Genomic DNA, 25,078 nt, shown 5'->3' with positions numbered 1-25,078 from the left:
TTGAAATCTCCAGCGATGGCGCAGCACATCCGATTGCCCTCCGGCCACAGGCCTAGGGCAGAAAGGTTGATATTTCCGTGTTGTCGGAGCGATCGGCTCAGTAGAAATGCAGGGCCGCCAGCCCGGCCGAGGCGGCGATCGCCGCGAGCCACCACAGCCAGCGCGACGAGGCATTCTCGGCGCTCAGCGAGGCGCTGACGACATCCTCATGACCGAAGGATTCGCCCGCAAGGCGCGCCGCGCGCTGCAGACCCGCGATACCCGTAACCGGCACTGATTGACGCGAAGCCACGGTCTCATCCCCCTTAGGCCGATCATAGCGCAATGCGACTATCCGCATAAGCCCTGACCGCAGCTTGCATCCTCTGCGGCCGTGGTTAACGCAGGCTGAACGCGCCCGGTTCCGCATTGTCTTAAGCCCCGATCGTCACAGCGGCATGACGGCCGGTGCATAGCCGCCGGCGAGAGAGTTTCGATGTGATGGGGAGCTGTCTATAAGCAGCTTGGCCGGGCTTTCCGCGCGGCGATGCGCTACAATTTAAAGTCGCGAATCAGGAAGCGTTTGGCAGTGATGGCGGATAACGGCGATCTTTTCGGCTCGGAACCGGAGCGGCCCCGCGCGGCCGACCCCGCGCCGGAAGCGCGTTCGCCGGCTCCTGTGCCTCGCGCTCCCGCTAATTCCGGCGCTGCGCCGCGCAACGGCACGCTGTCCGAGGCCGGCTACGACGCGTCCGCGATCGAGGTGCTCGAAGGGCTGGAGCCGGTGCGGCGCCGGCCCGGCATGTATATCGGCGGCACCGACGAGCGCGCCCTGCATCATCTCTTCGCCGAGGTGATCGACAACGCGATGGACGAGGCCGTCGCGGGCCATGCCAGCTTCATCGAGGTCGAACTGTTCGAGGACGGCTCGCTCGCCGTGAACGACAACGGCCGTGGCATCCCGGTGGATCCTCATCCGAAATTCCCCGGCAAGTCGGCGCTCGAAGTCATCATGACGACGCTGCATGCCGGCGGAAAGTTCGACTCCAAGGCTTATGAGACCTCGGGCGGCCTGCATGGCGTCGGCGTCTCCGTCGTCAATGCGCTGTCGGACCGGCTGGAAGTCGAGGTCGCGCGCGGCAAGACGCTCTATCGCCAGATCTTCTCGCGCGGCCTGCCGCAGGGGCCGCTGCAGACGGTCGGCCCCGTCGCCAACCGGCGCGGCACCAAAGTGCGCTTCCATCCCGATGCGCAGATCTTCGGCGAGGGTGCGCATTTCTCCCCTGCCCGCCTGTTCCGCATGGCGCGCTCGAAAGCCTATCTCTTCGGCGGCGTCGAGATCCGCTGGACCTGCGCGCCGTCGCTGCTGAAGTCGGAAGGCGACGTCGCGGCGGAGGCCGTGTTCCGCTTCCCCGGCGGCCTGCGCGATTATCTCGGCCGCGAGATCGAGGGCAAGGACCTGGTCGCGGAGCCGATCTTCTCGGGCAAGATCACCAAGGAAGGCAGCCACGGCTCGCTCGAATGGGCTGTCGCCTGGCTCGCGACCGGCGAGGACGGCTTCTCCTCCTCCTACTGCAACACCATCCCGACGCCCGAAGGCGGCACGCATGAGCAGGGCCTGCGCATCGCCCTGCTGCGCGGCCTTCGCGACCATGCCGAGCGCATCGGCCAGTCGAAGCGCATGGCGCAGGTCACATCCGACGACGTGATGGCGACCTGCGCCGCCATGCTCTCAGTCTTCATCCGCGAGCCGGAATTCCAGGGCCAGACCAAGGACAAGCTCGCGACGCAGGAAGCGCATCGCATCGTCGAGAATGCGATCCGCGACGCCTTCGACCACTGGCTCGCCGCGGCCCCGCAGCAGGCGCTGCGCCTGCTCGACTGGTCGGTCGATCGTGCCGAGGAGCGCCAGCGCCGGCGCCTCGAGAAGGAGGTGTCGCGCAAGACCGCGACGCGCAAGCTGCGCCTGCCCGGCAAGCTCGCGGACTGCTCCAATGCGGGCGCGGCCGGCTCCGAACTCTTCATCGTCGAGGGCGATTCGGCCGGCGGCTCGGCCAAGCAGGCGCGCAACCGCGCCAACCAGGCGATCCTGCCCTTACGCGGCAAGATCCTGAACGTCGCCAATGCGACGCGCGAAAAGCTCAACGCCAACCAGCAGCTCGCCGACCTGATCCTGGCGCTGGGCTGCGGCATCGGCACGCAGTTTCGCGAGGACGATCTCCGCTACGAGAAGGTCATCGTGATGACCGACGCCGATGTCGACGGCGCGCATATCGCCTCGCTGCTCGTCACCTTCTTCTGGCGCCAGATGCCGCGGCTGATCGAGAAGGGCCATCTCTACCTCGCCGTGCCGCCGCTCTACCGGCTGCAGCACGGCGGCAAGAGCGTCTATGCCCGCAACGACGCCCATAAGGACGAGCTGATCGAGACCGTCTTCAAGGGCAAAAAGCCGGAGATCTCGCGCTTCAAGGGCCTCGGCGAAATGATGCCGGCCCAGCTCAAGGAAACCACCATGGACCCGAGCAAGCGGATCCTGCTCAAGGTCATGGTGGACCATGAGGCGAAGGAGGAGACCTCCGATACCGTGGAACGACTGATGGGCAACAAGCCGGAGGCGCGTTTCACCTTCATCCAGGAGCGCGCCGCCTTCGCCGGCGAACTGATCGATCTGTGAGGGTCGAGCCCCGCAATCCTGAGGGGCTGGACCTCATGCCCGCCGGGCTGCCGGGAGATGCGGTTACGGGCAGGGTTCGCGCATGCCGAACCTGCCCCTCCCAACGGACCGCCATGACCGCAAGCACCACGCCGCACATCGCGACTGGCCGCTGACCACATGGCCGAGCCTGCTCCACCTCCATCTCGACGCGACGGCGATCTGGCATCGCCCGGCTGGGACGTCTCCTGGGACGACATCCGCGTCTTCAACGCGATCGCCGTCGGCGGGTCGATGGCCGTGGCGGCGGCGCAGCTCGGATTGAGCGAAGCGACCGTCGCGCGCCGGCTGAAGGCGCTCGAACGCGATCTCGGGCTGCAGCTCTTCACGCGCGAGGCCAACCGGCTGGCACCGACGGCAATCGGGCTGGAACTCGCCGCCGAGGCCCGCGAGATCGAGGCCGCTGCTCATCGCTTCACCATCCGGGCCGATGTCGCACGGCCGCTCGCCAACGCGCCGGTCCGCATTACCGCGACGACCTCGATCAGCCTGCTGCTGACGATGCATGCGACCGCCATCTCGGCCGCGGCCGGCGGTGTGGAGATCGTCATCCTCAGCACGCGCAGCCGCCTCGATCTTTCGCGCGGCGAGGCCGACATCGCGCTCCGCATGAGCAAGGTGCCGACGGAGCCCGGGTACTACGCACAGAAGGTCGGCCGGCTGATGCAGGCGCTCTATGTGCGGCGCGACATCGATCCTGCGAGCGCGCCCGTCATCTCGGTCAACCGCGAAACCTCCTCGCGAATCGACGACTACATCATGGCCTATGCGGCCGGCCGCCCCATCGCGGCGCGCGTCGGCGATTCCTCCGCGCGTTACGAAAGCATCCGCTCGGCCGGCGCCCTCTCGATGGCGCCGTGCTTCATGGGCGACGCCGATCCGGGTCTGGTCCGACTCGAGCCGCCGCCGGAGCAGACCGGCGACGACATCTATCTGATTTCGCACGATGTCTCGCGCGGGCGGCCGAGCGTGATCGCCGTGCTGACCGCGCTGCGCAGGCTCTTCCGCGAGCAGCGATCCCGTCTTGCGGGAGACGCTGTCGAAGCGAAGCCCGGTCGGTAGAATTGCGCGTATCCCGGCAAGAACCGGCTAACCAAGCTTTTACGGCTCTCGCGTAACGTCGCATGCAGTGCTCGTGACGTCACGAGACGCGGAGAGTGCGCCATGCGCCTGATCGAACTGTTCTGGAAGAACGACCGCGGCACCATGGCCGCCGATGTCGCCAAGGCCGGCGCGGCCATCGCCTTCCTTTCGGTGATCGCCGCCAACTTCATGTCGAGCCGCACGCCGCCGTTGGACAAGGACCGGATGGCGGCCGTCAGCCTCGCGGCTTCCAAGCGGCAGCCGGTCGATCCGCTGACCACGGGTTCGATCACCAAGGCCGCGAACGAGACGCGCCTCGACCCCTGCGTCCTGCCGCGCTGATCTCAGCCGAGCCAGCGCAGTAGTTCGCGGGTCACGGCATCGGGCGCTTCCAGCGTCGAGAGATGGCCGCACTGCGGAACGATCGAAAGCCGCCCGCGTTCGCCGACGATCCCCGCCATTTCCCGCGCTTCGGCGACAGGCGTGATCTCATCCTCCTCGCCGACGAGAACCAGCGCCGGGCAGGTCAAACTGGCGAGCGTGGGCCGCGAATCCGGGCGCCGCATGATCGCCTGCTGCTGCCGGATGAAGCCCTCCGCCCCGACATCATCCGCCATCTGCCGCACCAGGAGCCGCAACGGCTCGTCGGTCAACCGTGCGGGGGCGACGAGCTTCTGCCAGAGCAGCGTGGTGACATTGTCGAAGGCGCCCTTCTCCGCCAGCGTGATCATCTGCTCGCGCGGCACATTCGTCTCCGGCGTCGCCGGCTTGGCGCTGGTGTCGAGCAGGGCGAGACGCGTGACACGCTCCGGCGCCTGCCGCAGGATCTCGAACGTGACATAACCGCCCATCGACAGGCCGCAGAGCGCGAAGCGTTCCGGAGCGCTATCGAGCAGACGGCGTGCAATGGCGGCCAAATTGTCGTCGAGACTGTGTTCGGCGACCAGAATGGGGCGTCCATCGGCTAGCGCGGGCCACTGCCCGGCATAGAGCGCAGCGTTGCAACTGAGCCCCGGAACGAGAATGAGCGGCTCCTTCATGAGGTGAAAAACGTCCTTTCAAGGCTAGATGATTGACTTTGCCGCGTTTTCTTTGCATTCCACACGAGTCCGAAGGCGCGCAGGAAGTGTTGTCGCGCCAACGCGGTGGTCGAGCAGGTCATCCCGCCGCGTTTCACCGACCCTGAAGAAGCGCCATACGCGATGTCATTTGCCGAACTCGGCTTGAGCGAAAAGGTTCTGACGGCCGTCACGACCGCAGGCTATAGCACGCCGACACCCATCCAGGCCCAGGCCATTCCGCATGTCCTTGCACGCAAGGACGTCCTGGGCATCGCCCAGACCGGCACGGGCAAGACCGCAGCCTTCACGCTGCCGATGCTCACCATCCTGGAAACCGGGCGCGCCCGCGCCCGGATGCCCCGTACGCTGATTCTCGAGCCGACGCGCGAGCTTGCCGCGCAGGTCGAGGAGAACTTCACGCGCTACGGCGTCAACCAGAAGCTCTCGGTGGCGCTGCTGATCGGCGGCGTCTCCTTCGGCGATCAGGACGCGAAGATCACGCGCGGCGTCGACGTGCTGATCGCGACGCCCGGCCGCCTGCTCGACCATGTCGAGCGCGGCAAGCTGCTGCTGACCGGCGTCGAGCTGCTCGTCATCGACGAGGCCGACCGCATGCTCGACATGGGCTTCATCCCGGACATCGAGCGCGTCTGCAAGCTCGTCCCCTTCACCCGGCAGACGCTGTTCTTCACGGCGACCATGCCGCCGGAGATCACCCGCATCTCCGAGCAGTTCCTGCACAATCCGGTGCGCGTGGAAGTCTCCCGCCCCGCGACGGCCGCGACGACGATCACCCAGCGGCTGATCGCCTCCAACGGCCAGGACTTCGAAAAGCGCGAGACGCTGCGCAAGCTCATCAAGGGCGCGACCGATCTGCAGAACGCGATCGTCTTCTGCAACCGCAAGCGCGATGTCGCGACGCTGCATAAATCGCTGCTGCGCCACGGCTTCCCGGCCGTCGCCCTGCATGGCGACATGGACCAGTACGCCCGCATGGCGGCGCTGGAATCGTTCCGTACGGGCGAGAACCCGATCCTCGTCGCGTCCGACGTGGCGGCTCGCGGCCTCGACATCCCGGCCGTCAGCCATGTCTTCAACTTCGACGTGCCGACCCATGCCGAGGATTATGTCCACCGCATCGGCCGCACCGGCCGCGCCGGGCGCGAAGGCGCTTCCTTCACCATAGTCACGCGCCATGACGAAAAGCTCGTCAGCGCGATCGAGAAGCTGACCGGCCAGGCCATCGCCTATGAGGGCGGCGGTCTCGACGCCCTGCCGCCGGGCGAGCCGCGGGACGAGCGTCGTGGCGGCCGTCGGGACGAGAAGCGCAGCTCTTCGCGGGGCGGTCGCGGGCGGCCGGAGCGCAGCTCGCGCTCCGAGACAGGGGCCTCGCGGGCGGGCAGCGACGAGAACGCGGCGGATACGCAGCGCAAACCACGCCGTGTCCCGATCCGGCCCGATTCCGAGACGACGCCGCCACCGCCCGTCGCGCGGAGTCAGGAAGAGCCCCGGCGCTCCCGCGCGCCCCGCACGCGTGACGACGATGACGGCCCGCAGGTGAAGGGGCTCGGCGATCACGTGCCGGCCTTCCTGCTGCGTCCGGTCCGTGTCGGCTGACCTTACGACATCAACCTGATTTTAACGCCAGCTTCCTAGATTGGCCTTCGCTGCAGCGAGATCATCGCAGCAGCGGACGGGCGCATGCCGCCGTATAGACGGACAGGATGTCCCGCTTCGATTGGATCAATCGAAGCTGACGTGGCCGAAGGCCACGATCCGGCTTCATACCGGAATGGCGAAGGCATGGACGACGAAGCTTCGGTTTCCGCCCGCACCAACGATCTCGCCGAGCGCGTCGTCGCCGCCATGCGACAGCACGGCTCGCCGAGCTATCCCCGCGCCTTCGAGGTCTGGTACGCCCATCTGAGCGGCGAGATGCCGGCCGTCAGCATGGCGATGAACGCGATCATCGCCGGCAGCGACGGGCAGGTGAACGCCGCCGACATCGACAGCCTCTACGAGCGCTTCATCAGTTCGGAGCGCTTCTCCCGCCAGGCCGAGCGCACCAGCATGCAGGTCCTCGGCGAGATCGATGCGATGATGTCGCTGGTCGACAGGGCGCTCGGCTCCAGCGAGCTCTATCATGGCCGCCTCACCGCGATGTCGGAGGAGGTTCCGCCGCCGACCGACCGACACCAGCTGCGCGAATGGGTCGAGGCGCTGGTGATGTCGACCCGCGAGGAAGTCGTCCGCAAGGCCCAACTCGAGGCCGAGCTGCGCAACAGCGCCAACGAAATCCGCAACCTGCGCGAGGCGCTGGAATCGACCCGCGCCGAGGCGCTGACAGATCCGCTGACCGGCCTCGCCAACCGCCGCCATTTCGAGGAGATGCTGCAGAAGTCGATCGATCAGGCGACGCTCCGGCGCGAGCCCTTCGCGCTGGTGATGGCCGATATCGACTTCTTCAAGCGCTTCAACGACGCCCACGGCCATCCGACCGGCGACCAGGTGCTGCGCCTCGTCGCCCGCACCATGAGGGACAAGTTCAAGGACAAGGCGGTCATTACCCGCTTCGGCGGCGAGGAATTCGCGATCATCCTGCCGGAGGCCGATCTCATCGCCGGCAAGTTCGGCGCGGAAACCGTGCGCCAGGCCCTGCTGACCCGCGAGCTGATCAAGCGCTCGACGAACGAGAACCTCGGCCGCATCACCATCTCGCTCGGCGTATCGAGCTATCGGCGCGGCGACACCGCCGGCTCGCTGGTGGACCGCGCGGATCAGGCGATGATGCAGGCCAAGCGCGACGGGCGGAACCGCACCGTCACCGAGGATGCGCTGGAGACTACGAGCCGCGTCGCCTGAGCTTTTCCGGACGCGGCCGCTTGGCCGCTCAGGATGCTGCGAGTGCGCTTTCGCTGCGCGGCTTGATCTCGACCGACTCGCCGCAGCCGCAGGCCGAAACCTGATTGGGATTGTTGAACACGAAGGTCGAGGAGAAGCGGTCGGTCTTGAAGTCGAGCTCGGTGCCGAGCAGGAACAGCACGGCCTTGGCGTCGACGATCACCGTCGCATCCTTTTCGCTCACGACCTCGTCACCCTTGTCGACCGTGCGGGCGATCTCGAAGGTATACTCCATCCCGGCGCAGCCGCCCTTCTTGACGCCCACGCGCAGGCCGAGCGCCGGCATGTCTCCGCCGGCCGACTGAGCCATGATCTCACGAATGCGGGTGGCCGCGGCGTCGGTCAGCGAGATGACCTTGAGGCCCGGTATCGAAAACATCGTTGTCCCTCCTCGACCGGGGTCAAGGCCCGGTGAAGCAAGATTGTCTGCCTAACATAGGGATTGCGGTGCCCTACGTCGAGATGCCGATGGCGTGGCCATGCATCGCGGCTCCGTCGCCCGCCCTCCAGACGCATTGCGGATCGGGCCGAGGCATGCACTCTGGCGCGATCGCCCTCGAGACCAGCTCAAGCGCCGGAAAGCCCATGCCTCATCGCCTCCACCGCCCCGAATCGCTGCGCGCTCTCGTCAGGGACATGGTCGCGAAAGCCGGCTGGACGGACGCGGAGGCGCAGGAGACCGCCGACCATCTCGTGCTCGCCAATCTGAGCGGGCATGACAGCCACGGCGTCGGAATGATCCCGCTCTATTTCCAGTCGCTGGCCGACGGCAATCTCAGCCCGCAATCGCAACCGCAGACGCGGGTCGATGCTGCGCCCTTCCTGATCATCGACGGCGCGGTCGCTCTGGGCCAGCCGAATGCGCGCAATGCCGTCGACCACGCGGTCGAAATGGCCAGGACCGGCGGCGTCGCCATCGTCAACCTGCTCGATTCGCATCATATCGGCCGCATCGGCCACTATGCCGAGGTCGCCGCGGAAGCCGGGCTGATCTCGTTCTTCTGGGTGAATGTCGCCGGCCGCCCGCCGATCGTCGCGCCCTATGCGGCCAAGGAGGCGCGCTTCGGCACCAATCCGCATGCGATCGGCATCCCTGTCCCCGGCGGCGAGCCGCTCATCCTCGACTTCGCGACGAGCCGCATGGCGCATGGCAAGGCCCGCGTGGCCCTGAACAAGGGCGAGCAGGTGCCGCCCGGTTACATCATCGACGGCGAAGGCAGGCCGACGACGGACCCGGCGCATGTGTTCGCCAGCCCGGATCATCCGCTCGGAGCCCTCCTGCCCTTCGGCGACCACAAGGGCGCCGGGCTCTCGCTGATCGCCGAGCTGCTATCCGCTGGGCTGATGGGTGCTGCCCGCATCGACGAAAAGCCGCGAAAGACCTGGATCATCAACTCGCTCTTCGGCGTCATCATCGACCCCGCCCGGCTGGAGCCTGATGCCGAGCTGCGCCGCAGCCGCATCGAGAGCTATCTGGCCTTCGTGCGGGCGGCGAAGCCGCAGGACCCGGCCAATCCGGTGCTGGCGCCGGGCGACAAGGAGCGGACGGTCCGGGCCGAGCGTGGCGCGGCCGGTATTCCGCTGGACGACGAGACCTGGTCGCAGATCAAGGCCGCGGCCGCGCGCCATGGCATCGACGCCGAGAGCTATTGAGGCGGCCATGTCGCCCGAGGCCTACAACGCCTTCTGCGCCACCCTGCCCGCCACGCGCCATGTCGTGCAATGGGGCGGTGCCGATGTCTGGAAGGTCGGAGAGAAGGTCTTCGCCATCGGCCGCCAGCAGGATGACGGCGAGATGGCCATCAGCTTCAAATGCTCGCCGATGGCTTTCGATATCCTCAGCGAGCAGCCGGGCCTGAGACCCGCGCCCTATCTCGCCTCGCGCGGCATGAAATGGATCCAGTGGCAGTCCGGCGAAAGCATGCCGGACGATGCCCTGCAGGATTATCTGCGCGAGAGCCACCGCCTGGCCGCCGCGGGAATGACGAAGCGCGTGCGGGCCGAATTGGGGCTCGCCTAGAGCCTGCTGGGTTCTGACGGAACCACGCCGTCATTCCGGGGCTTCGCCTTCGCGAAGAGCCCGGGACCCATAAACACCGGGCCGGACAAGTTGCGCTGCAGACCGGCTCAGCCCTCTCTCATGCGTCGTGTTCATGGGTTCCAGGCTCGCCGCTTCGCGGCGCCCCGGAATGACGGCGGCGGGGCTCGAAGCCGGCGCGGCCAAGTGTCAACACCCGCTAGAGCAGCGCCTCGCCGCGGAACATCGGCACACTGCCGCCTCCGACGCGGGAGCGGAAGCCGTCCGCGACGCGCCGGGATGTCACGTTCAGCAAGCTCGGCCGGCCCATCTCGACGCCCTGGGTGATCGTATACGCGGCCTCGTCGCCGCCATCGAGCGAGAGCAGGAGCGCGCCGAGCGTCGCGCTGGCGCTGCCGGTTGCCGGATCTTCCCAGGTGCCGGCCAGCGGCGCGAACATCCGCGCCCGGATGCTGTTGCCGTCGCGCGCATAGAGAAACAGCGATAGCCGCCCGGCCAGTTCGGCATACTGACCTTCGAGGCTCCGGAAGGCTGCGAGATCGGGGGTGGCCGTGGCCAAGGCCTCGGGCGCGACCTGCGCCAGCACGAACTTGACCCCGAGCGAGGCCTGGACCGGCTGGTGGGCTGCCGTGACGATATCCCTGGGCGCGAGGCTCGCGCAGGCGGCGATGCCCTCGGCCGGCAGCTCGATGCCAAGCGAGAGCGCCTGCGGAGCGGCAATCACGGCGCCAGTCACCTCGCCTGCCCCATTACGCTCGATCGCGATTTCGACAAGGCCCGCCATCTGCTCGAAACGCAGCACGCCATCGCGGTCGCGGCCATGGCGCGCGAGCACGCAGGCGGTGCCGACATTGGGATGGCCGGCGAAGGGCATCTCGGCCGTACGGTGGAAGATGCGGACCCGCGCATCATTGGCCGGGTCGTCAGCCGGCAGGACGAAGGTCGTCTCGCTGTAGTTCATCTCCGCCGCGAGCGCCTGCATCTGCGCATCGGAGAGCCCGCGCGCGTCGGTGAAGACCGCGAGCGGATTGCCGCCGAACGGGCGGTCGGTGAAGACGTCGACGGTTTCGTAGGGGAAGCGCGGCATCGCAGGCTCCGGGGCGGATCGGGCTCAGCCTTTCCTGCCAGCGAAGCCGACCGAACGCCAATGAAGCGATGGAATGCGATTCATCACGCCGGCATGGGGCCGGCGGCATTCACCACATATCGAGGGCGACGCGAGCCTCGTCGGACATGCGCGACTGATCCCAGGGCGGATCGAAGGTCATGTTGACCGTGACGCCGGCGATCCCGTTGACGGTGCTGACCGCGTTCTCGACCCAGCCCGGCATCTCGCCGGCGACCGGGCAGCCCGGCGCCGTCAGCGTCATGTCGATCGAGACCTGCCGGTCGTCGGCGATGTCGACGCGATAGATCAGGCCGAGCTCGTAGATATCGGCCGGAATCTCGGGGTCGTAGACCGTCTTCAGCGCCGCGACGATGTCGTCGGTCAGCCGGTCGATCTCCTCGGGCGGCAGCGACGAGCTCGAGCCGACCTGCGGCTCGTTGGGCTTGTAGCTGTCTTCCTTCAGCTCGATGGGTTCGGATGTAGCCAAGGCTGGGATCCTCGAAGAAATCATGCGAACAGGTTCTCGGCCTTCCTCAGCGCTTCCACCAGGCTGTCGACCTCCTCCAGCGTGTTGTAGAGGCCGAAGGAAGCGCGGCAGGTCGATGTCACTCCATATCGTGCCAAAAGCGGCATTGCGCAATGGGTGCCGGCGCGAACCGCGACACCGGCGCGGTCGATCACCGTCGCGACGTCGTGCGCATGGGCGCCCTTCATCTCGAAGGCGACGATCGCGCCCTTCTCCTTCGCCTTGCCGAAGATGCGGATCGAGTTCATCTCGCCGAGCCGCTCCATCGCATAGGCGCCGAGCTTCGCCTCATGCGCGGCGATGTTCTCGCGGCCCAGCGCCATCATGTATTCGAGCGCCGCGCCGAGCCCCACCGTCTCGATGATGGCCGGCGTGCCGGCCTCGAAGCGGTGCGGCGGGTCGTTATAGGTCACGGTGTCTTCGGTGACGGTGACGATCATCTCGCCACCACCTTCGTAGGGCGGCAGCTTGTCCAGCCATTCCTTGCGGCCCCACAGAATGCCGGAGCCGGTCGGCCCATAGGTCTTGTGGCCGGTGAAGGCGTAGAAATCGCAGCCCAGCGCCTGCACGTCGACCGGCAGGTGCACCGCGCCCTGGCTGCCGTCGACGACGAGCGGGATGCCATGCGCCCGGCAGATCTTCGCGACCTCGGCGATCGGCACGATCGTGCCCGTGGCGTTCGACATATGCGTGAGCGACACGACCTTGGTGCGGGCTGAGATCAGCTTCTCGAATTCCTCGACGAGGAAATTGCCATCCTCGTCGATAGGAGCCCATTTCAGCACGGCGCCGTGGCGCTCGCGCCAGTAGTGCCAGGGCACGATGTTGGAGTGGTGCTCGAGGATCGAAACGATGATCTCGTCGCCCTCGCCGAGGTTCAGATACCGCCCGAGCGAGGACGCCACGGTGTTGAGCGCGCCCGTCGAGGAGCGTGTGAAGACGACCTCCTCCAGATGCGCTGCGTTGAGGAAGCGCCACGCGCTTTCGCGTGCAGCCTCATAGGCTTCGGTCGAGGCGTTCGCGAGATAGTGGAGCCCGCGATGGACGTTGGAATAGTCCTCGCGCATCAGCTTCGTCATCGCGTCGATCACCGCATTCGGCTTCTGGGCCGAGGCGGCGTTGTCGAGATAGACAAGCGGCTTGCCGTAGACCTCGCGCGACAGGATCGGAAAATCCCGCCTGATCGCCTCGACGTCGTAGGGCTTCAGCACGGGCTGGCCGGTGACCGCGTTCATGCTCACGCCTTTCCGGAACCGGGCTGCCGGTCGGCGACGAGCGCCCCGGCATGCCCCCAATTCTCCCGTTCGATCTCCTGGATCACGATATGGGTGTTCTGCGGGTTCTTGCCGAGCACCTTCACCAGCGTCTCGGTGAATTCCTTGACGATCTGGGCCTTCTGCTCGCGCGTCGCGCCCTTGGTGATCTGGAGATTGATGTAGGGCATCAGACGGTGCTCACCTCGGAAGCGGCCTCGCGGGCCTGGAGCCAGGCCACGACCTCGCCCATGACGATCTCGCGCACGTTCTCGTCGGCAATGAACTCGACCGCCTCGCCGGCGAAGGCCTGCAGCACCAGAGCTTCGGCCTGGGCACGCGGCAGGCCGCGCGCCATCAGGTAGAAGAGCTGGTCGCCATCGATCTGCGCGACGGTCGCGCCATGGCCGCAGACGACGTCGTCGGCGAATATCTCGAGCTCCGGCTTGTTGTACATCGAGGCGCCGTCGTTGAGCAGCAGCGCGTTGCTCTTCATGCTGCCATCGGTCTTCTGCGCGTGGGGACGCACGACGACCTTGCCCTGGAACACACCAGTACCCTCGCCGCCGATGATCGACTTGAACAGCTCGCGGCTGGTGCCGTGCGGCACTTCATGGTCGACGATCAGCGTAACGTCCGAATGCTCGGAGGCACGGAGCAGGTTGACGCCGCGCAGGCCGATCTCGCTGTGCTCGCCGGCATAGCGGACGAAATGCTGCTGGCGCACGGTGCCGGCCTTGCAGACCAGAGCGAAGGAGTCGAACTTCGCGTGGGCACCGACCGTCGCGAGCAGGCTCTGCACCTGCACGGTCGCGGGCTGCTGGCGGGTCACGAACCGGACATGCTGGATCTCGCTCTCGTCGCCGGTCTCGAAGACGATGGCGCCGTTGATCTGCTGGGCGGCGGAACCCGCGGCTTCGCTGACCTCGACGATCGTGCCCTTGGCGCCTTTGCCGGCCAGAACGACCGAGCGATGGAACACCGCCCGCTCCTCCTCGCCCGAGACGAGCGAGACGATCACGACGGGCTCCTCGAGCTCCACACCCTCGGCGATCTCGACGAAGACGCCGTCGCGCATCAGCGCCGTGTTGAGCATCAACCCGGTGTCGTCGGCGCCGACCGAGGGGCCGGCCAGGATGCGGGTCAGATCCTCGCGCGGCGACACCAGCGCGTCGGCGAGCGAGTGCACCGAGACGCCCTCGGGGATCGCATCGAGCGCCGATAGCTCCGGCGCGAAGGCGCCGTCGACCAGCACCAGCCGCAGACCCGCGAGCTCGATCTCGCCGAGCCGGGCCTTGACCCTGGCGGTCACATCGGCGGCGTCAGCGAGCGGGCGCGCCTCGCGCAGGATGCTGCGCAGGTCGGTATAGCGCCAGGATTCGAGCCGGCGATGCGGCAGGCCCTTGGCCTCGAAGCCGGCAAAGGCGTCCTCGCGCAGCTTGCGCACGGCCGGGCCGCCCGGCAGCTCGGCCTTGCTGTCGGCGTATTGCTGCGCGAGCTGCTGCTCGGCCGCCGTCTTCAGCGGGGTGACGATGGCCATCACGCCGCCTCCGCATAGGCCGCATAGCCCGACTTCTCGAGCTCCAGCGCCAGCTCCGGGCCGCCGGTCTTCACGATGCGGCCCTTCGACATGACGTGGACGGTGTCCGGCACGATGTGATCGAGCAGGCGCTGATAGTGGGTGATGACCAGGAAGCCGCGGCTCTTGTCGCGCAGCGCGTTGACGCCCTCGGCGACGATGCGCAGCGCGTCGATGTCGAGGCCGGAATCGGTCTCGTCGAGGATGCACATGGACGGCGAAAGCAGAGCCATCTGAAGGATTTCCATGCGCTTCTTCTCACCGCCGGAGAAGCCGACATTGAGCGGCCGGCGCAGCATGTCCTTGGCGATGTCGAGCTTGTCGGCGGCCCCGTTGACCAGCTTGATGAAGTCCGGCGTCAGCAGCTCGGCCTCGCCGCGCGCCTTGCGCTGCGCGTTCATCGCCGCCTTCAGGAAGGTCATGGTGGCGACGCCGGGAATCTCCAGCGGGTACTGGAAGGCGAGGAAGATGCCGGCGGCGGCGCGGGCGTCGGCCTCCATCTCCAGCACGTTCTCGCCGTCGAGCAGGATTTCGCCGTCGAGGACCTCATAGTCCTCCTTGCCGGCGATGACGTAGGACAGGGTCGACTTGCCGGAGCCGTTCGGCCCCATGATGGCGGCGACCTCGCCATCGTTCACGGTGAGGTTCAGGCCGTTCAGGATCTGCTTGTCCTCGTCGGCGATCTTGACGACCAGATTGCGAATTTCGAGCATCGTTTCGTTCCTGTGTCATCCCGTGCGCGGTGCAGCGCGAAGCGGTGCTCCGCAGACCCGGGATCGTTTTGTCCAGTGATGGTCCTGATGACGGTCCCGCATCTGCGCAGCAGCACTTCGTGCCGCAGCGCGTGCGGGATGACCGCCCTTATCCAACCGAGCCTTCGAGTGAGATGGTGATCAGCTTCTGCGCCTCGACGGCGAACTCCATCGGGAGCTGCTGCAGCACCTCCTTGACGAAGCCGTTGACGATCAGCGCCACCGCCTCCTCCTCGGAGAGGCCGCGCTGCTGGCAGTAGAAGAGCTGGTCCTCGCCGATCTTCGAGGTGGTGGCCTCGTGCTCGAAGATCGCGGTCGCGGTCTTGGCCTCGATATAGGGGATGGTGTGCGCGCCGCACTGGTCGCCGATCAGCAGCGAGTCGCAGTTGGTGAAGTTGCGCGCGCCCGTCGCCTTGCGATGCGCCGAGACGATGCCGCGATAGGTCGAGTCCGATTTGCCGGCCGCGATGCCCTTGGCGATGATCTTGGAGGTGGTGTTCTTGCCGAGATGCAGCATCTTGGTGCCGCTATCGACCTGCTGCGCACCGTTCGACACCGCGATCGAGTAGAACTCGCCGCGCGAGCCGTCGCCGCGCAGGATGCAGGACGGGTACTTCCAGGTGATCGCCGAGCCGGTCTCGACCTGCGTCCACGAGATCTTCGAGTTCTTGCCGCGGCAGTCGCCGCGCTTGGTCACGAAGTTGTAGATGCCGCCCTTGCCCTCGGAATCGCCCGGATACCAGTTCTGGACGGTCGAGTACTTGATCTCGGCATCGTCGAGCGCGATCAGCTCGACCACCGCGGCGTGGAGTTGGTTCTCGTCGCGCTTGGGCGCCGTGCAGCCTTCGAGATAGCTGACATAGGCGCCCTCGTCGGCGATGATCAGCGTGCGCTCGAACTGGCCGGTGTTCTGCTCGTTGATGCGGAAATAGGTCGAGAGCTCCATCGGGCAGCGCACGCCCTTCGGCACATAGACGAAGGAGCCGTCGGTGAAGACCGCGCTGTTGAGCGTCGCGAAGTAGTTGTCCGTCACCGGCACGACGGTGGCTAGATACTTCTTCACCAGCTCGGGATGCTCTTGGATCGCTTCCGAGATCGAGCAGAAGATCACGCCGGCCTGCGCCAGCTCCTTCTTGAACGTGGTGACCACCGAGACGGAGTCGAACACGGCATCGACGGCGACGCGGTTCTCCGGCGCGACGCCGGCCAGGATTTCCTGCTCGCGCAAGGGGATGCCGAGCTTCTTGTAGGTTTCGAGAATCGCCGGATCGACCTCGTCCAGCGACTTCGGCGAGGCGCCCTTCTTCGGCGCGGCGTAGTAGTAGAGGGCCTGATAGTCGATCGGCGGGTACTGCACGCGCGACCAGACCGGCTCGGTCATCGTCTTCCAGCGGCGGAAGGCGTCGAGCCGCCATTCCAGCATCCATTCCGGCTCGTTCTTGCGCGCCGAGATGTAGCGGACGGTGTCTTCAGTCAGCCCCTTGGCCGGCTTGTCGACCTCGATCTCGGTGACGAAGCCGTATTTGTACTCGGTCACGTCGATCGACTTGACCTGATCGATGGTCTCCTGGACCGCTGCCATGTTCAGTCTCCAGTCGCGGGTTCAAGGCCCGCCGGTTTGGTCTTCGTTTTGCGGAACGCTCAGGCGGCAGCCCGGGTGCCCCGATCGGTGCTCGCAGCCACGAGCTTGCCGTAGGCCGCAAGAAAGAGATCGATATCTGCTTCGCAGGTGGTCCATCCGAGCGACGCCCGCAAGGCCCCTGCGCTCATGGCGGGGTCGATTTTCATCGCATCGAGCACATGCGAGCGCTTGACCTTGCCCGAGGAGCAGGCCGAGCCGGACGAAAGTGCGGCACCGGCGAGATCGAGCCTGATCAGAAGGGTCTCGGCCTTGAGGCCCGGCGTCGCGAAGGCGCTGGTATTGGGCAGGCGCGGAACGCTGCTGCCGAAGATCGCCGTCTCGGGCGAGAGCGCCAGCAGGCCGGCCTCCAGCCGCTCCCGCAATCCGCCCAGCCGGCCGGCCTCCGTTGCCAGAGCTTCGCGCGCGATGTCAGCCGCGGCACCGAAGCCGATGATTCCCGCAAGGTTTTCGGTTCCGGCTCGCCAGCCGCGCTCCTGCCCGCCGCCGCGCATGGGTTTGTCGGCGAGTTCGAGAGCGCCGGTGCGGAAGACGATGGCGCCGATGCCCTTGGGACCACCGATCTTGTGCGCCGAGAGCGTCAGCACGTCGGCGCCGAGAGCCATGATGTCGATGTCGATCTTGCCGGCAGCCTGCACGGCATCGCTGTGAAGCAGGGCGCCATGGCGATGAGCGATCGCTGCGGCCTCCGCCACCGGCTGGATCACGCCGGTCTCGTTGTTGGCCAGATGGATCGAGACCAGCGCGCGCGCGCCCGGGTTTTCCGTGACGAAGCGTGCAAGCCGCTCGTCGAGCCAGCCCAGATCGACCACGCCATTCTCGTCGACCGGGATCGCCTCGACGGCGCCGGCGGGGAAACGATGCCCCTCGCGCACGCAGGCATGCTCGGTCGCGCTGTGAAGCAGCAGGGAGGCCGGGGTGCGCACGCAGTCGCGCCCGCCATCGCAATCCATCAGGCCCGGCGAGAGCACCGTGACGTTCGCTTCGGTGCCGCCGCTGGTGAAGACGACGTTCGACGCCTTGGCGCCAACGAGCGTCGCGACCTGCTCGCGTGCCCGCTCCATCGCGCCGCGCGCGGCCCGACCCTCGCCATGGACGGAGGACGGATTGCCCGGCAGTGCCAGCGCATGCGCGACCGCTTCCACCACCTCCGGCCGGGCCGGGGTCGTGGCGTTGTGGTCGAGATAGGCGCGTCCCGCCGTCACGATCCTTCCTGCTCCATCGTCATCATCATGCAGCTACCAACACGAAATGCTTGAAATCGCACCAGTGCGCCGTGCTATAGCCGCCCATCACAACCGGCCGGAACGGTCGAAACGCGGTTCGCATGAGCGATCCACCGTTTTGTTCCCGACTTGTTCACGGCTGTTAGAACTATTCTAAGCGCTCTTCATCTAGGGCGCGCATGGTGGCGCCGTCAAGGGTGGCCGGGTTTCGAGCAGGCATGCGCCCGCTTTCTGCCCGCCCGCGCCGGCACTGCCGCAAGAAGCGGTGAGACGATGCCAGAGGTGATTTTCAACGGGCCGGCAGGCCGGATCGAGGGCCGCTATCAGCCCGCGAAGAAGCGGGGCGCGCCGCTGGCGATCATCCTGCACCCGCACCCGCAGTTCGGCGGGACGATGAACAACCAGATCGTCTACAACCTGTTCTACACCTATGTGAACCGCGGCTTCTCGGCGCTGCGCTTCAACTTCCGCGGTGTCGGCCGCAGCCAGGGCCATTTCGATCATGGCGCCGGCGAGCTCTCGGACGCCGCCGCCGCGCTGGACTGGATGCAGGCGCTCAACCCGGAGGCCAAGAGCTGCTGGATCGCCGGCGTCTCCTTCGGCGCCTGGATCGGCATGCAGCTTCTGATGCGCCGCCCCGAGATCGAGGGCTTCCTCTCGATCGCGGCGATGGCCAACCGCTACGACTTCTCGTTCCTGGCGCCCTGCCCGTCCTCCGGCCTGTTCGTGCACGGCTCGGAGGATCGCGTCGCCCCGGTCAAGGAGGTGATGGCGGTGATCGAGAAGGTGAAGACCCAGAAGGGCATCCAGATCGAGCACACGGTCGTCGAGGGCGCCAACCATTTCTTCGACGGCAAGGTCGACGTGCTGATGGAGCAGGTCGGCGTCTATCTCGACCGCAAGGTCGGCCCCGAGATCCTGAAGAGCGAGCAGGAACAGGCCTGAGCGGGCCGGCTCATGGCGCCGGGCGGGTCAGCCCCCGGCTCGATGCCATGACGGGCAGCGCCATGGCCGCTGCCCGCGCTTCCGCCAGGATCCAGTCGCGGAACAGCCTGATCTTGCGCTCGCGCTGGCGCTCCTGCGGATAGACGATCCAATAGGCCCATTCGTCGCGTACGGCGTGCTCGACCGCATAGACGAGCCGTCCGGCCGCGATGTCGTAGGCGAAGAGCTCGGGCACTGCCATCGTGACGCCGTGCCCGCGCATCGCGGCCTGGACATTCATCGCCTGCATCTCCAGCGACATCGTCCGCCCGGCCTGCTGTGGCATGTCGAGGCCGAGATCGGCGAACCAAACCTTCCAGGACGTCTCATCGGCGCTGAGCAGCGGCGCCCGCAACAGGTCGGCCGCCTCGCGCAGTTGCAGCCGCTCGCGCAGTTCGGGCGCGCAGAGCGGCGCGTAGTGGCAATCGAACAGCTTCTCCGCCGTGACGCCCGGCCATGAGCCCGGCCCATAACGCACGGCGAGATCGACGCCCTCGGTGGAGAAGTTGACGAGATGCTGCGAGGTTCGAACGCGCACGGCGAATTGCGGGTTCTCCATCTGGAACTGCGCCAGTCGCGGCGACAGCCAGGTGATGGCCATCGTCTGTAGCGAGGAGATCGTCAGGACCGTCTGGTTCTCCTCGCAGATTTCCCGGAACACCATGCCGATATCGGCAAGCGCCTTCGCGACCGGTTTTGCGAGCCGCTGCCCGAGCGGCGTCAGTTCCACCTGTCGCGGCCGGCGCACGAACAGGGCAGCGCCGACGCGATCCTCCAGCAGCCGGACCTGATAGCTCACTGCGGCCTGCGTCATGCCGAGTTCCTCGGCGGCGCGGGTGAAGTTCTGGTGGCGCGCCGCAGCCTCGAAGACACGGACGGCGGCAAGCGGCGGCAGCTTCGGCGGCGGAAGGTGAGCGGGCATGCCGAAGCATAAGCTCTCCTTATGGCAGGTGACAATCTTCCGCTTTGTCGTGCCACGGCATTTCGCTCAGTTTCGACCCACACCGGCGGGCGCCTGTGCCCGCAATGCCGAGGTTCGGATCATGACATGTCTCTCCGAGACGGCGCTCCTGCGCGCGCCAAGCCGTTTGCCCCTCAATCATCCCTGGCTGGCGATATGGGATCGCTGGAGAGGCGCGTGGCGGGCGGGGCGCTATCTCGCCTCGCTCGACGAGCGTGCCCTGCGCGATCTCGGGCTCCAGCGCGATTTGCTGGCGCCGCCCGGCCCGCGAGACGCGGCCGAGCTGTGGCAGCAGCTGCCGCCACCTGTCTGAACGCGCCGAAGGTATTCAGGGACAGCCCCGGCCGCAGAAGCGGTTTCCACTTTGGCTGGACCATGCCGGGTCGCCCGGCGTCCTGTCGGACGCAAGCGGCGATCCAGCTCTTTGTTCGGCATTGGATTTTCCGAAAAGTGGTTTCCACTTTTCGGTCCGATGCTCTAGACGACGGCGGAACGACACCCATCAGATCGCAAGCCGCCATGACCACCTACAAGTCCGATTTCCTGCGCGTGCTCGACGAGCGCGGCCTCATCCATCAGGTCTCCGATCCGGCAGGCCTCGATGCTCTGTGCCGTCAGGGAACCCAGACGGCCTATGTCGGCTACGACGCGACCGCGACCAGCATCCATATCGGAAACCTCATTTCCCTTACGATGCTCTACTGGTTCCAGGAGACCGGCCACCGCCCGATCACGCTGATGGGCGGCGGCACCTCGATGGTCGGCGACCCCTCCTTCCGCGACGACCAGCGCAAGCTGCTCACCGTCGAGGAGATCGCCAGGAATATCGAGAGCATCAAGCGGGTCTTCGGCCGCATCCTGCGCTATGGCGACGGGCAGACCGACGCGATGATGGCCAACAATGCCGATTGGCTGCTGAAGCTGAACTATGTCGAGTTCCTGCGCGATGTCGGCCGGCATTTCTCGGTCAACCGCATGCTATCCTTCGATTCGGTGAAGCTCCGGCTCGATCGCGAGCAGTCGCTGTCCTTCCTCGAATTCAACTACATGATCATGCAGGGCTACGACTTCGTCGAGCTCAACCGCCGCTATGGCTGCCGTTTGCAGATGGGTGGCTCCGACCAGTGGGGCAACATCATCAACGGCGTCGATCTCTCGCACCGGATGGGCGGCCCGCAGCTCTACTGCGTGACGACGCCGCTGCTGACGACCTCGTCGGGCGCCAAGATGGGCAAGACCGCCAATGGCGCGGTCTGGCTCAATGCCGACGTCTTCAGCCCCTATGATTTCTGGCAGTATTTCCGCAACACCGAGGACGCCGATGTCGGCCGTTTCCTCAAGGTGTTCACGCGGATGCCGCTGGACGAGATCGCCCGGCTCGCCGCGCTCGGCGGTGCCGAGCTCAACGAGGCGAAGAAGATCCTCGCCACCGAGATCACGGCGATCGTCCACGGCCGCGAGGCCGCGGAAGCCGCCGCCGAGACCGCGCGCAAGACCTTCGAGGAGGGTGCGCTAGCAGTCGACCTGCCGAGTGTCACGATAGCACGGGGCGAGATCGAACCGGGCCTCGGCGTGCTCACGGCCTTCGTCAAAGCGGGGCTGGTGCCCTCGACCGGCGAGGCCCGCCGTCAGGTCAAGGCCGGCGGCCTGCGCGTCAACGACGTGGTCGTGATGGACGAGCGCGCCGCGCTCGGCCTCGCCGACCTGTCGTCCGACGGCGTGATCAAGCTCTCCTTCGGCAAGAAGAAGCACATCCTGCTGCGGCCGGAATAAGCCGCGGCGGAACCTCTCAACGCAGCGGCGCCTGGCCGGGCTGGACCGGGCGCTGCGCCGGCGCGCCGCCGAGCGGGTCGACGAAGCGGCGCAGGATGCCGGGTGCGATCGCCGATAGCGGGTTGATTGTCATGGTGGGCGCGCTCGCCGGGCCGGAGACGCGGAAATTCACCGCGAACAGCCCGCCATACTGGCTGCCGCCGCCGAGCAGCGCACCGACCACCGGCACCTGCGCGAAGGCGTTGTTGAAGGCATAGCCCGGCACGAAGGTGCCGCCGATATCGACCCGGTCGCGGCCGTAGTCGACATGCCCCTGCAGGGTGAAGCCGACCTGGTGGCCCCAGATCACCATGTCGGAGACGTCGAGGCGGCTGGCCGAGCGCGTGAACTCGGCCTTGAGCTTGGTGAACGCCACCTCGGTGGTATCGATGCGCTGCTCTTCGGGGCGATCGCCGGAAAAGGCATTCGCGGATTGGGCGCCGACCACGCGGCGCAGGGCCGGCTCGTCGCGCACGATGAAGTTCCGGAACAGCAGGTCGCCGCTCTGGTTCTCGCCGGCGCCCATGGTCAGGATGAGGTCGCCGCCATAGGCCTTGTTGTAGAGATCGAGGAAGCGCAGGAACGAACCGCCATTCTCTGACTGGACGACGAGCTGGTTGTTCTGGCGCCCCTGTTTCGCCGTCACCTCGGCCTTGCCGATCCGCCCGTGGAAATTGATGGAACGCAGGTCCCCGCCACGCTTGGCAAGCTTGAGCGTACCGTTTGTGATGGCCTCGTTGTTGAAACCGGTCAGGATCGGCACGTCGAGGTCGACATCGTAATCCGCACCCTTTGTCCCGGACTTGTCGCCGCCTTTGCCCGACGGCGCCGCGCCCTGGATATCCTTGATGAAGGGGCGCAGATCCGCGACGGCGCCGCGCACCGTGAGCTTCGTGACGTTGCCGTCCCGCCGCGCGTCGAGCTTCAGGTTATCGCCGGGCGACAACCGAAACTGCGAGAAGCTCGCCACATCCAGGCCGTTCTGCTTGTTCAGCTCCACGCGCCCCTTGATCAGGGCCGATCCGGCATCGAACGTGAAGTCATCGAGATCCGGGCCGTCCGGATCGGCGACATAGAGGAAGCTGATCTTTCCGGCGCGCCCGGCCGGCTTGTTCAGGCCCGGAATGACGCCGTCCAACGCCACCTTGGTCAAGTCGATCTCGACGCGCGGCGGCCCGTCGCCGCCCTTGCCGAAGGTTTTCGCGACCTTCACCGGAAGCGTGCCCAAGACGCCCGAATCCGTGCCGAATCCGCGCCTCTGCCGGGCGGCTGCATCGAGATTGAGCTGCAGGATGGCCTCGCCCTGCCCCTTGCCGTTCTGCCTGAGCTCGATGGTTCCCTTGTCACCACCGATCCGCGCATCGCCGCGCAGGACAAGGCCATTGCGGTCGACATTGACGGACAGGTTACCGCCCTCGAGCTTCTCCGTGCCGAGAAGCGTATCGGAGCTGACATTCGACAGTGTGCCTGAACCGGTCACCGCGACCTCGTCCGGCCGCAAATCGTCGGCCAGCGGCAAGGTGATCACGACCTTCATGTCGCTGCTTCCCTTGACGGCGCTCGGATCGATCTGCCCGAGGTTGAAATCCTTGAGCGCCGGGAAGGCGAACAGCGCGGCCAGCCCGTCCATCGAGCCCAGCGAGCGGAAGCCGATGCGCGCCGGCGCCCGGCGCACCGCGTAATCGGGCATCGCGAAGCTGCCTTCGCTGAGCTGCAACTGCCGGCCATTTCCCAGCTCGGCCGTCGCCTTGCCGACAGCGAGTTGAACGGTCCGGCCCGTCACCTTGCCGGTGACTGTGGCATCGGCCAGCGGCGGCAGGCCCGGATCGGGCAGGTAGCGAACCTGATCGGCATCGATGACGACCGACAGGGCGCCGTCGGGCAGGCCGTGGCCACGGATCAGGCGGGCATGATCCTCCGGCGCCAGATCGAGATCGACGGAGAGCGACTTCATGCGGCCGGAAGCGAGCTGGCGTCGCAACGTCCGATGAACATCATGCGAGGTGAATTCGGGCCAGATCGCCAGGAGCGCGCGCGCATCCGAGTTGGCGGCCTTGATCGCGAAGCGTTGCAGCGGGGAATCGCCGACCTTCTGGATGAAGGCTGTCATGTCGACGGTCGCGGCCGGTCCGCGGATCGCGGCCTCCTCGATCGTCAGAGCGCCATTGGCGGGATCGATCTTCAACGCCGCCCTGAGGCTGTCGATCTGCACGGCGGGGTCGGCATCGAGCCCGGCGAGTTGCCCGCCTGCGTCGAGGGCCAGCCGCCAGCCGCCATCGTCCTCGCGCAGGGAGCCCTTAGCCTTGAGCTGCGTCGCTCCGGCCTTGAGTTCCGCGCTGCGGATGTCGAGCTGCGTCAGGTCGGCGCCGCTCGCCAGTTCGAAACGTGCCGAATCGACCACCACCGGCGGCATCGGGCTTTCCGGGAACTTCAGCGTGCCCGAGTGGACGTCGATCTGGGCGGTGATCGACTTGCGGCCGTCCGGCGTCTGGCGGAGCGTCGCCTTGCCCTGCATGGGCATGCCTTCGACGATCAGCCCGCCAGTGCCGAAGGCGAGTGCGACCGCCTCGGCCGGTTCGAAGCGCAGGATGTCGATATCGGCGCGCTGGGTGCCGTCGGCCTCCGTCGACATGTCGACCGCCAGCTCCTTCCAGCGCTGGCCGGTGCGCCCCTTCATCCACAGACGGGTGCCGCGCTCGCCGTTGCGGGTCAGGCGGATCTCGACATCCTCGAGTCCCGCCTTCTGGCGGCCATCGGGATCGACCAGCGACAGGCGCGCGCCGTTCATGCCGGCGGTTTCGAGCGCACCGAGCAGCCCGTCGCCGCGAGCCAGGGTCGAGATCGCGCCCATGATGCCGGTGAAGGCGTTCCATTGCGCCGCATCGGGCAAGGTCGGCTGCGGCGGGGCTTCGACCGGCGCCGAATCGGCATTGATGACGAGAGCCCCGTCCTTGTTCACCCCGAGGCGGACATTGACGCCGCGCAGGTCGACCGACACAAGCCGGATATCGCCCTTGAGCAGGGCGAGAGGCTCATAGCCCAGAACCGCCTCGGGCGCGCGGATGACGGCGCCGCTGCTATGGCGGAACGAAACCTGCCGAACCCTGAGCTGGGAGTGGCCGTCGATGCGGCTGAGCTCGGCGGCGGCGGCCTCGACCTCCCAGCCCGGCCCCAGACGCTCCTCGATCGCGGACGAGATCCGGCCCTCGAGGCCCGACAGCGGAACGATCCCCGTCACGAGGAGCGTGATTCCCGCCGCAGCCAGAACCAGGACGGCGACCGTGACAGCGACGCAGATCGTCGCGAGCCCGGCCTTTGCGCCGCGCTTCACGATCTCGATGTCGCAATCTTCGCCTGCGGGCTGCGTCTTTGCCTGCCCCGAAGCCGCGGCCTGAACGTCCTGGTCCGACAAAATCCGCGTGGTCCTTCTCGGCGCCGGTATCGGTCTGCACAGGGTGCGTCC

Annotated in this window: 23 protein-coding genes; 10 read left to right on the top strand and 13 right to left on the bottom strand. The window is 66.8% G+C overall.

All coding sequences use genetic code 11. The features are described from left to right. Positions 1-97: 97 nt before the first annotated feature. Positions 98-292 (bottom strand): hypothetical protein, encoded by a 195-nt coding sequence (locus NWE53_RS04870; RefSeq protein ID WP_265053244.1) that lies wholly within the window; start codon positions 290-292, stop codon positions 98-100. 279 nt (positions 293-571) lie between these two features. Here NWE53_RS04870 and parE point away from each other — a divergent pair, with 279 nt between their 5' ends. From parE to NWE53_RS04855, 3 genes are all read left to right on the top strand, one after another. Next, positions 572-2,653, top strand: coding sequence for a DNA topoisomerase IV subunit B (gene parE, locus NWE53_RS04865; protein ID WP_265053243.1), 2,082 nt, complete (start codon positions 572-574; stop codon positions 2,651-2,653). Positions 2,654-2,812: 159 nt separating this feature from the next. After that, positions 2,813-3,754: a LysR family transcriptional regulator gene (locus NWE53_RS04860; protein ID WP_265053242.1), complete on the top strand. Its 942-nt coding sequence runs from the start codon at positions 2,813-2,815 to the stop codon at positions 3,752-3,754. A 102-nt stretch (positions 3,755-3,856) separates the two neighbouring features. Then, positions 3,857-4,117 carry a hypothetical protein gene (locus NWE53_RS04855; RefSeq protein WP_265053241.1) on the top strand — a complete coding sequence of 87 codons (261 nt, stop codon included), beginning with the start codon at positions 3,857-3,859 and terminating at the stop codon, positions 4,115-4,117. 2 nt (positions 4,118-4,119) lie between these two features. Here the strand turns inward: NWE53_RS04855 and NWE53_RS04850 are convergent, their stop codons facing one another. Further along, positions 4,120-4,815 carry an alpha/beta fold hydrolase gene (locus NWE53_RS04850; protein WP_265053240.1) on the bottom strand — a complete coding sequence of 232 codons (696 nt, stop codon included), beginning with the start codon at positions 4,813-4,815 and terminating at the stop codon, positions 4,120-4,122. Between the two features lie 162 nt (positions 4,816-4,977). Here NWE53_RS04850 and NWE53_RS04845 point away from each other — a divergent pair, with 162 nt between their 5' ends. Together NWE53_RS04845 and NWE53_RS04840 are read left to right on the top strand one after the other, a co-directional pair. Then, positions 4,978-6,453, top strand: coding sequence for a DEAD/DEAH box helicase (locus NWE53_RS04845; protein WP_265053239.1), 1,476 nt, complete (start codon positions 4,978-4,980; stop codon positions 6,451-6,453). A 186-nt stretch (positions 6,454-6,639) separates the two neighbouring features. Then, positions 6,640-7,698, top strand: coding sequence for a GGDEF domain-containing protein (locus tag NWE53_RS04840; RefSeq protein ID WP_265053238.1), 1,059 nt, complete (start codon positions 6,640-6,642; stop codon positions 7,696-7,698). A 28-nt stretch (positions 7,699-7,726) separates the two neighbouring features. Here the strand turns inward: NWE53_RS04840 and NWE53_RS04835 are convergent, their stop codons facing one another. Beyond that, a complete protein-coding gene (locus NWE53_RS04835) occupies positions 7,727-8,116 on the bottom strand; it encodes a HesB/IscA family protein (protein ID WP_265053237.1) in 390 nt (129 codons plus the stop codon). A gap of 206 nt (positions 8,117-8,322) precedes the next feature. Here NWE53_RS04835 and NWE53_RS04830 point away from each other — a divergent pair, with 206 nt between their 5' ends. Together NWE53_RS04830 and NWE53_RS04825 are read left to right on the top strand one after the other, a co-directional pair. After that, complete coding sequence (locus tag NWE53_RS04830; RefSeq protein WP_265053236.1) at positions 8,323-9,390, top strand: malate/lactate/ureidoglycolate dehydrogenase; 1,068 nt, start codon at positions 8,323-8,325, stop codon at positions 9,388-9,390. Positions 9,391-9,397: 7 nt separating this feature from the next. After that, a complete protein-coding gene (locus NWE53_RS04825; RefSeq protein WP_265053235.1) occupies positions 9,398-9,757 on the top strand; it encodes an MmcQ/YjbR family DNA-binding protein in 360 nt (119 codons plus the stop codon). Positions 9,758-9,974: 217 nt separating this feature from the next. Here NWE53_RS04825 and NWE53_RS04820 read toward each other — a convergent pair whose 3' ends face one another. From NWE53_RS04820 to NWE53_RS04785, 8 genes are all read right to left on the bottom strand, one after another. Continuing rightward, positions 9,975-10,862, bottom strand: coding sequence for a PhzF family phenazine biosynthesis protein (locus tag NWE53_RS04820; protein ID WP_265053234.1), 888 nt, complete (start codon positions 10,860-10,862; stop codon positions 9,975-9,977). A 109-nt stretch (positions 10,863-10,971) separates the two neighbouring features. Beyond that, positions 10,972-11,379, bottom strand: coding sequence for an SUF system Fe-S cluster assembly protein (locus tag NWE53_RS04815; RefSeq protein WP_265054819.1), 408 nt, complete (start codon positions 11,377-11,379; stop codon positions 10,972-10,974). Positions 11,380-11,390: 11 nt separating this feature from the next. Further along, on the bottom strand, positions 11,391-12,644 hold the full coding sequence (locus tag NWE53_RS04810; RefSeq protein ID WP_265053233.1) for a cysteine desulfurase: 1,254 nt from the start codon (positions 12,642-12,644) through the stop codon (positions 11,391-11,393). Between the two features lie 2 nt (positions 12,645-12,646). Continuing rightward, positions 12,647-12,853, bottom strand: a complete 207-nt coding sequence (locus tag NWE53_RS04805; RefSeq protein ID WP_265053232.1) for a tautomerase family protein — start codon at positions 12,851-12,853, stop codon at positions 12,647-12,649. Then, positions 12,853-14,202: a Fe-S cluster assembly protein SufD gene (gene sufD / locus NWE53_RS04800; protein ID WP_265053231.1), complete on the bottom strand. Its 1,350-nt coding sequence runs from the start codon at positions 14,200-14,202 to the stop codon at positions 12,853-12,855. Before sufD ends, NWE53_RS04805 begins: the two co-directional genes overlap by 1 nt. Next, positions 14,202-14,954, bottom strand: a complete 753-nt coding sequence (gene sufC / locus NWE53_RS04795) for a Fe-S cluster assembly ATPase SufC (protein ID WP_265053230.1) — start codon at positions 14,952-14,954, stop codon at positions 14,202-14,204. The genes sufD and sufC overlap by 1 nt, the downstream gene beginning before the upstream one ends. A 148-nt stretch (positions 14,955-15,102) precedes the next feature. Then, positions 15,103-16,575, bottom strand: a complete 1,473-nt coding sequence (gene sufB / locus NWE53_RS04790; RefSeq protein WP_265053229.1) for a Fe-S cluster assembly protein SufB — start codon at positions 16,573-16,575, stop codon at positions 15,103-15,105. A 59-nt stretch (positions 16,576-16,634) separates the two neighbouring features. Then, entirely contained in the window at positions 16,635-17,840 is a 1,206-nt protein-coding gene (locus NWE53_RS04785; protein ID WP_265054818.1) for a cysteine desulfurase family protein, read from the bottom strand. Between the two features lie 291 nt (positions 17,841-18,131). Here NWE53_RS04785 and NWE53_RS04780 point away from each other — a divergent pair, with 291 nt between their 5' ends. Continuing rightward, complete coding sequence (locus tag NWE53_RS04780; RefSeq protein WP_265053228.1) at positions 18,132-18,803, top strand: alpha/beta hydrolase; 672 nt, start codon at positions 18,132-18,134, stop codon at positions 18,801-18,803. Positions 18,804-18,813: 10 nt separating this feature from the next. On the opposite strand, the gene gcvA is transcribed toward NWE53_RS04780, so the two are convergent. Next, a complete protein-coding gene (gene gcvA, locus NWE53_RS04775; protein ID WP_265053227.1) occupies positions 18,814-19,764 on the bottom strand; it encodes a transcriptional regulator GcvA in 951 nt (316 codons plus the stop codon). On the opposite strand from gcvA, the gene NWE53_RS04770 reads away from it, so the two are divergent. Next, positions 19,763-20,116 carry a DUF1127 domain-containing protein gene (locus tag NWE53_RS04770; protein ID WP_265053226.1) on the top strand — a complete coding sequence of 118 codons (354 nt, stop codon included), beginning with the start codon at positions 19,763-19,765 and terminating at the stop codon, positions 20,114-20,116. The genes gcvA and NWE53_RS04770 overlap by 2 nt on opposite strands. Before the next feature lie 206 nt (positions 20,117-20,322). Next, positions 20,323-21,576 (top strand): tyrosine--tRNA ligase, encoded by a 1,254-nt coding sequence (gene tyrS / locus NWE53_RS04765; RefSeq protein ID WP_265053225.1) that lies wholly within the window; start codon positions 20,323-20,325, stop codon positions 21,574-21,576. 16 nt (positions 21,577-21,592) lie between these two features. On the opposite strand, the gene NWE53_RS04760 is transcribed toward tyrS, so the two are convergent. Continuing rightward, on the bottom strand, positions 21,593-25,027 hold the full coding sequence (locus tag NWE53_RS04760; protein WP_265053224.1) for a hypothetical protein: 3,435 nt from the start codon (positions 25,025-25,027) through the stop codon (positions 21,593-21,595). Positions 25,028-25,078: the final 51 nt, after the last annotated feature.

This window comes from Bosea sp. NBC_00550, assembly GCF_026020075.1.
Taxonomy (GTDB): Bacteria; Pseudomonadota; Alphaproteobacteria; order Rhizobiales; family Beijerinckiaceae; genus Allobosea.
The sequence above is the reverse complement of the archived record's forward strand: the minus strand, read 5'-3'. Positions and strand labels throughout refer to the sequence as shown.

Excerpts from the sequence above, each read along its gene's own strand:
- parE (WP_265053243.1), top strand. The coding sequence starts at position 572 with ATGGCGGATAACGGCGATCTTTTCGGCTCGGAACCGGAGCGGCCCCGC.
- NWE53_RS04860 (WP_265053242.1), top strand. The coding sequence starts at position 2,813 with ATGGCCGAGCCTGCTCCACCTCCATCTCGACGCGACGGCGATCTGGCA.
- NWE53_RS04855 (WP_265053241.1), top strand. The coding sequence starts at position 3,857 with ATGCGCCTGATCGAACTGTTCTGGAAGAACGACCGCGGCACCATGGCC.
- NWE53_RS04850 (WP_265053240.1), bottom strand. The coding sequence starts at position 4,815 with ATGAAGGAGCCGCTCATTCTCGTTCCGGGGCTCAGTTGCAACGCTGCG.
- NWE53_RS04845 (WP_265053239.1), top strand. The coding sequence starts at position 4,978 with ATGTCATTTGCCGAACTCGGCTTGAGCGAAAAGGTTCTGACGGCCGTC.
- NWE53_RS04840 (WP_265053238.1), top strand. The coding sequence starts at position 6,640 with ATGGACGACGAAGCTTCGGTTTCCGCCCGCACCAACGATCTCGCCGAG.
- NWE53_RS04835 (WP_265053237.1), bottom strand. The coding sequence starts at position 8,116 with ATGTTTTCGATACCGGGCCTCAAGGTCATCTCGCTGACCGACGCCGCG.
- NWE53_RS04830 (WP_265053236.1), top strand. The coding sequence starts at position 8,323 with ATGCCTCATCGCCTCCACCGCCCCGAATCGCTGCGCGCTCTCGTCAGG.
- NWE53_RS04825 (WP_265053235.1), top strand. The coding sequence starts at position 9,398 with ATGTCGCCCGAGGCCTACAACGCCTTCTGCGCCACCCTGCCCGCCACG.
- NWE53_RS04820 (WP_265053234.1), bottom strand. The coding sequence starts at position 10,862 with ATGCCGCGCTTCCCCTACGAAACCGTCGACGTCTTCACCGACCGCCCG.
- NWE53_RS04810 (WP_265053233.1), bottom strand. The coding sequence starts at position 12,644 with ATGAACGCGGTCACCGGCCAGCCCGTGCTGAAGCCCTACGACGTCGAG.
- NWE53_RS04805 (WP_265053232.1), bottom strand. The coding sequence starts at position 12,853 with ATGCCCTACATCAATCTCCAGATCACCAAGGGCGCGACGCGCGAGCAG.
- sufD (WP_265053231.1), bottom strand. The coding sequence starts at position 14,202 with ATGGCCATCGTCACCCCGCTGAAGACGGCGGCCGAGCAGCAGCTCGCG.
- sufC (WP_265053230.1), bottom strand. The coding sequence starts at position 14,954 with ATGCTCGAAATTCGCAATCTGGTCGTCAAGATCGCCGACGAGGACAAG.
- sufB (WP_265053229.1), bottom strand. The coding sequence starts at position 16,575 with ATGGCAGCGGTCCAGGAGACCATCGATCAGGTCAAGTCGATCGACGTG.
- NWE53_RS04780 (WP_265053228.1), top strand. The coding sequence starts at position 18,132 with ATGCCAGAGGTGATTTTCAACGGGCCGGCAGGCCGGATCGAGGGCCGC.
- NWE53_RS04770 (WP_265053226.1), top strand. The coding sequence starts at position 19,763 with ATGCCGAAGCATAAGCTCTCCTTATGGCAGGTGACAATCTTCCGCTTT.
- gcvA (WP_265053227.1), bottom strand. The coding sequence starts at position 19,764 with ATGCCCGCTCACCTTCCGCCGCCGAAGCTGCCGCCGCTTGCCGCCGTC.
- tyrS (WP_265053225.1), top strand. The coding sequence starts at position 20,323 with ATGACCACCTACAAGTCCGATTTCCTGCGCGTGCTCGACGAGCGCGGC.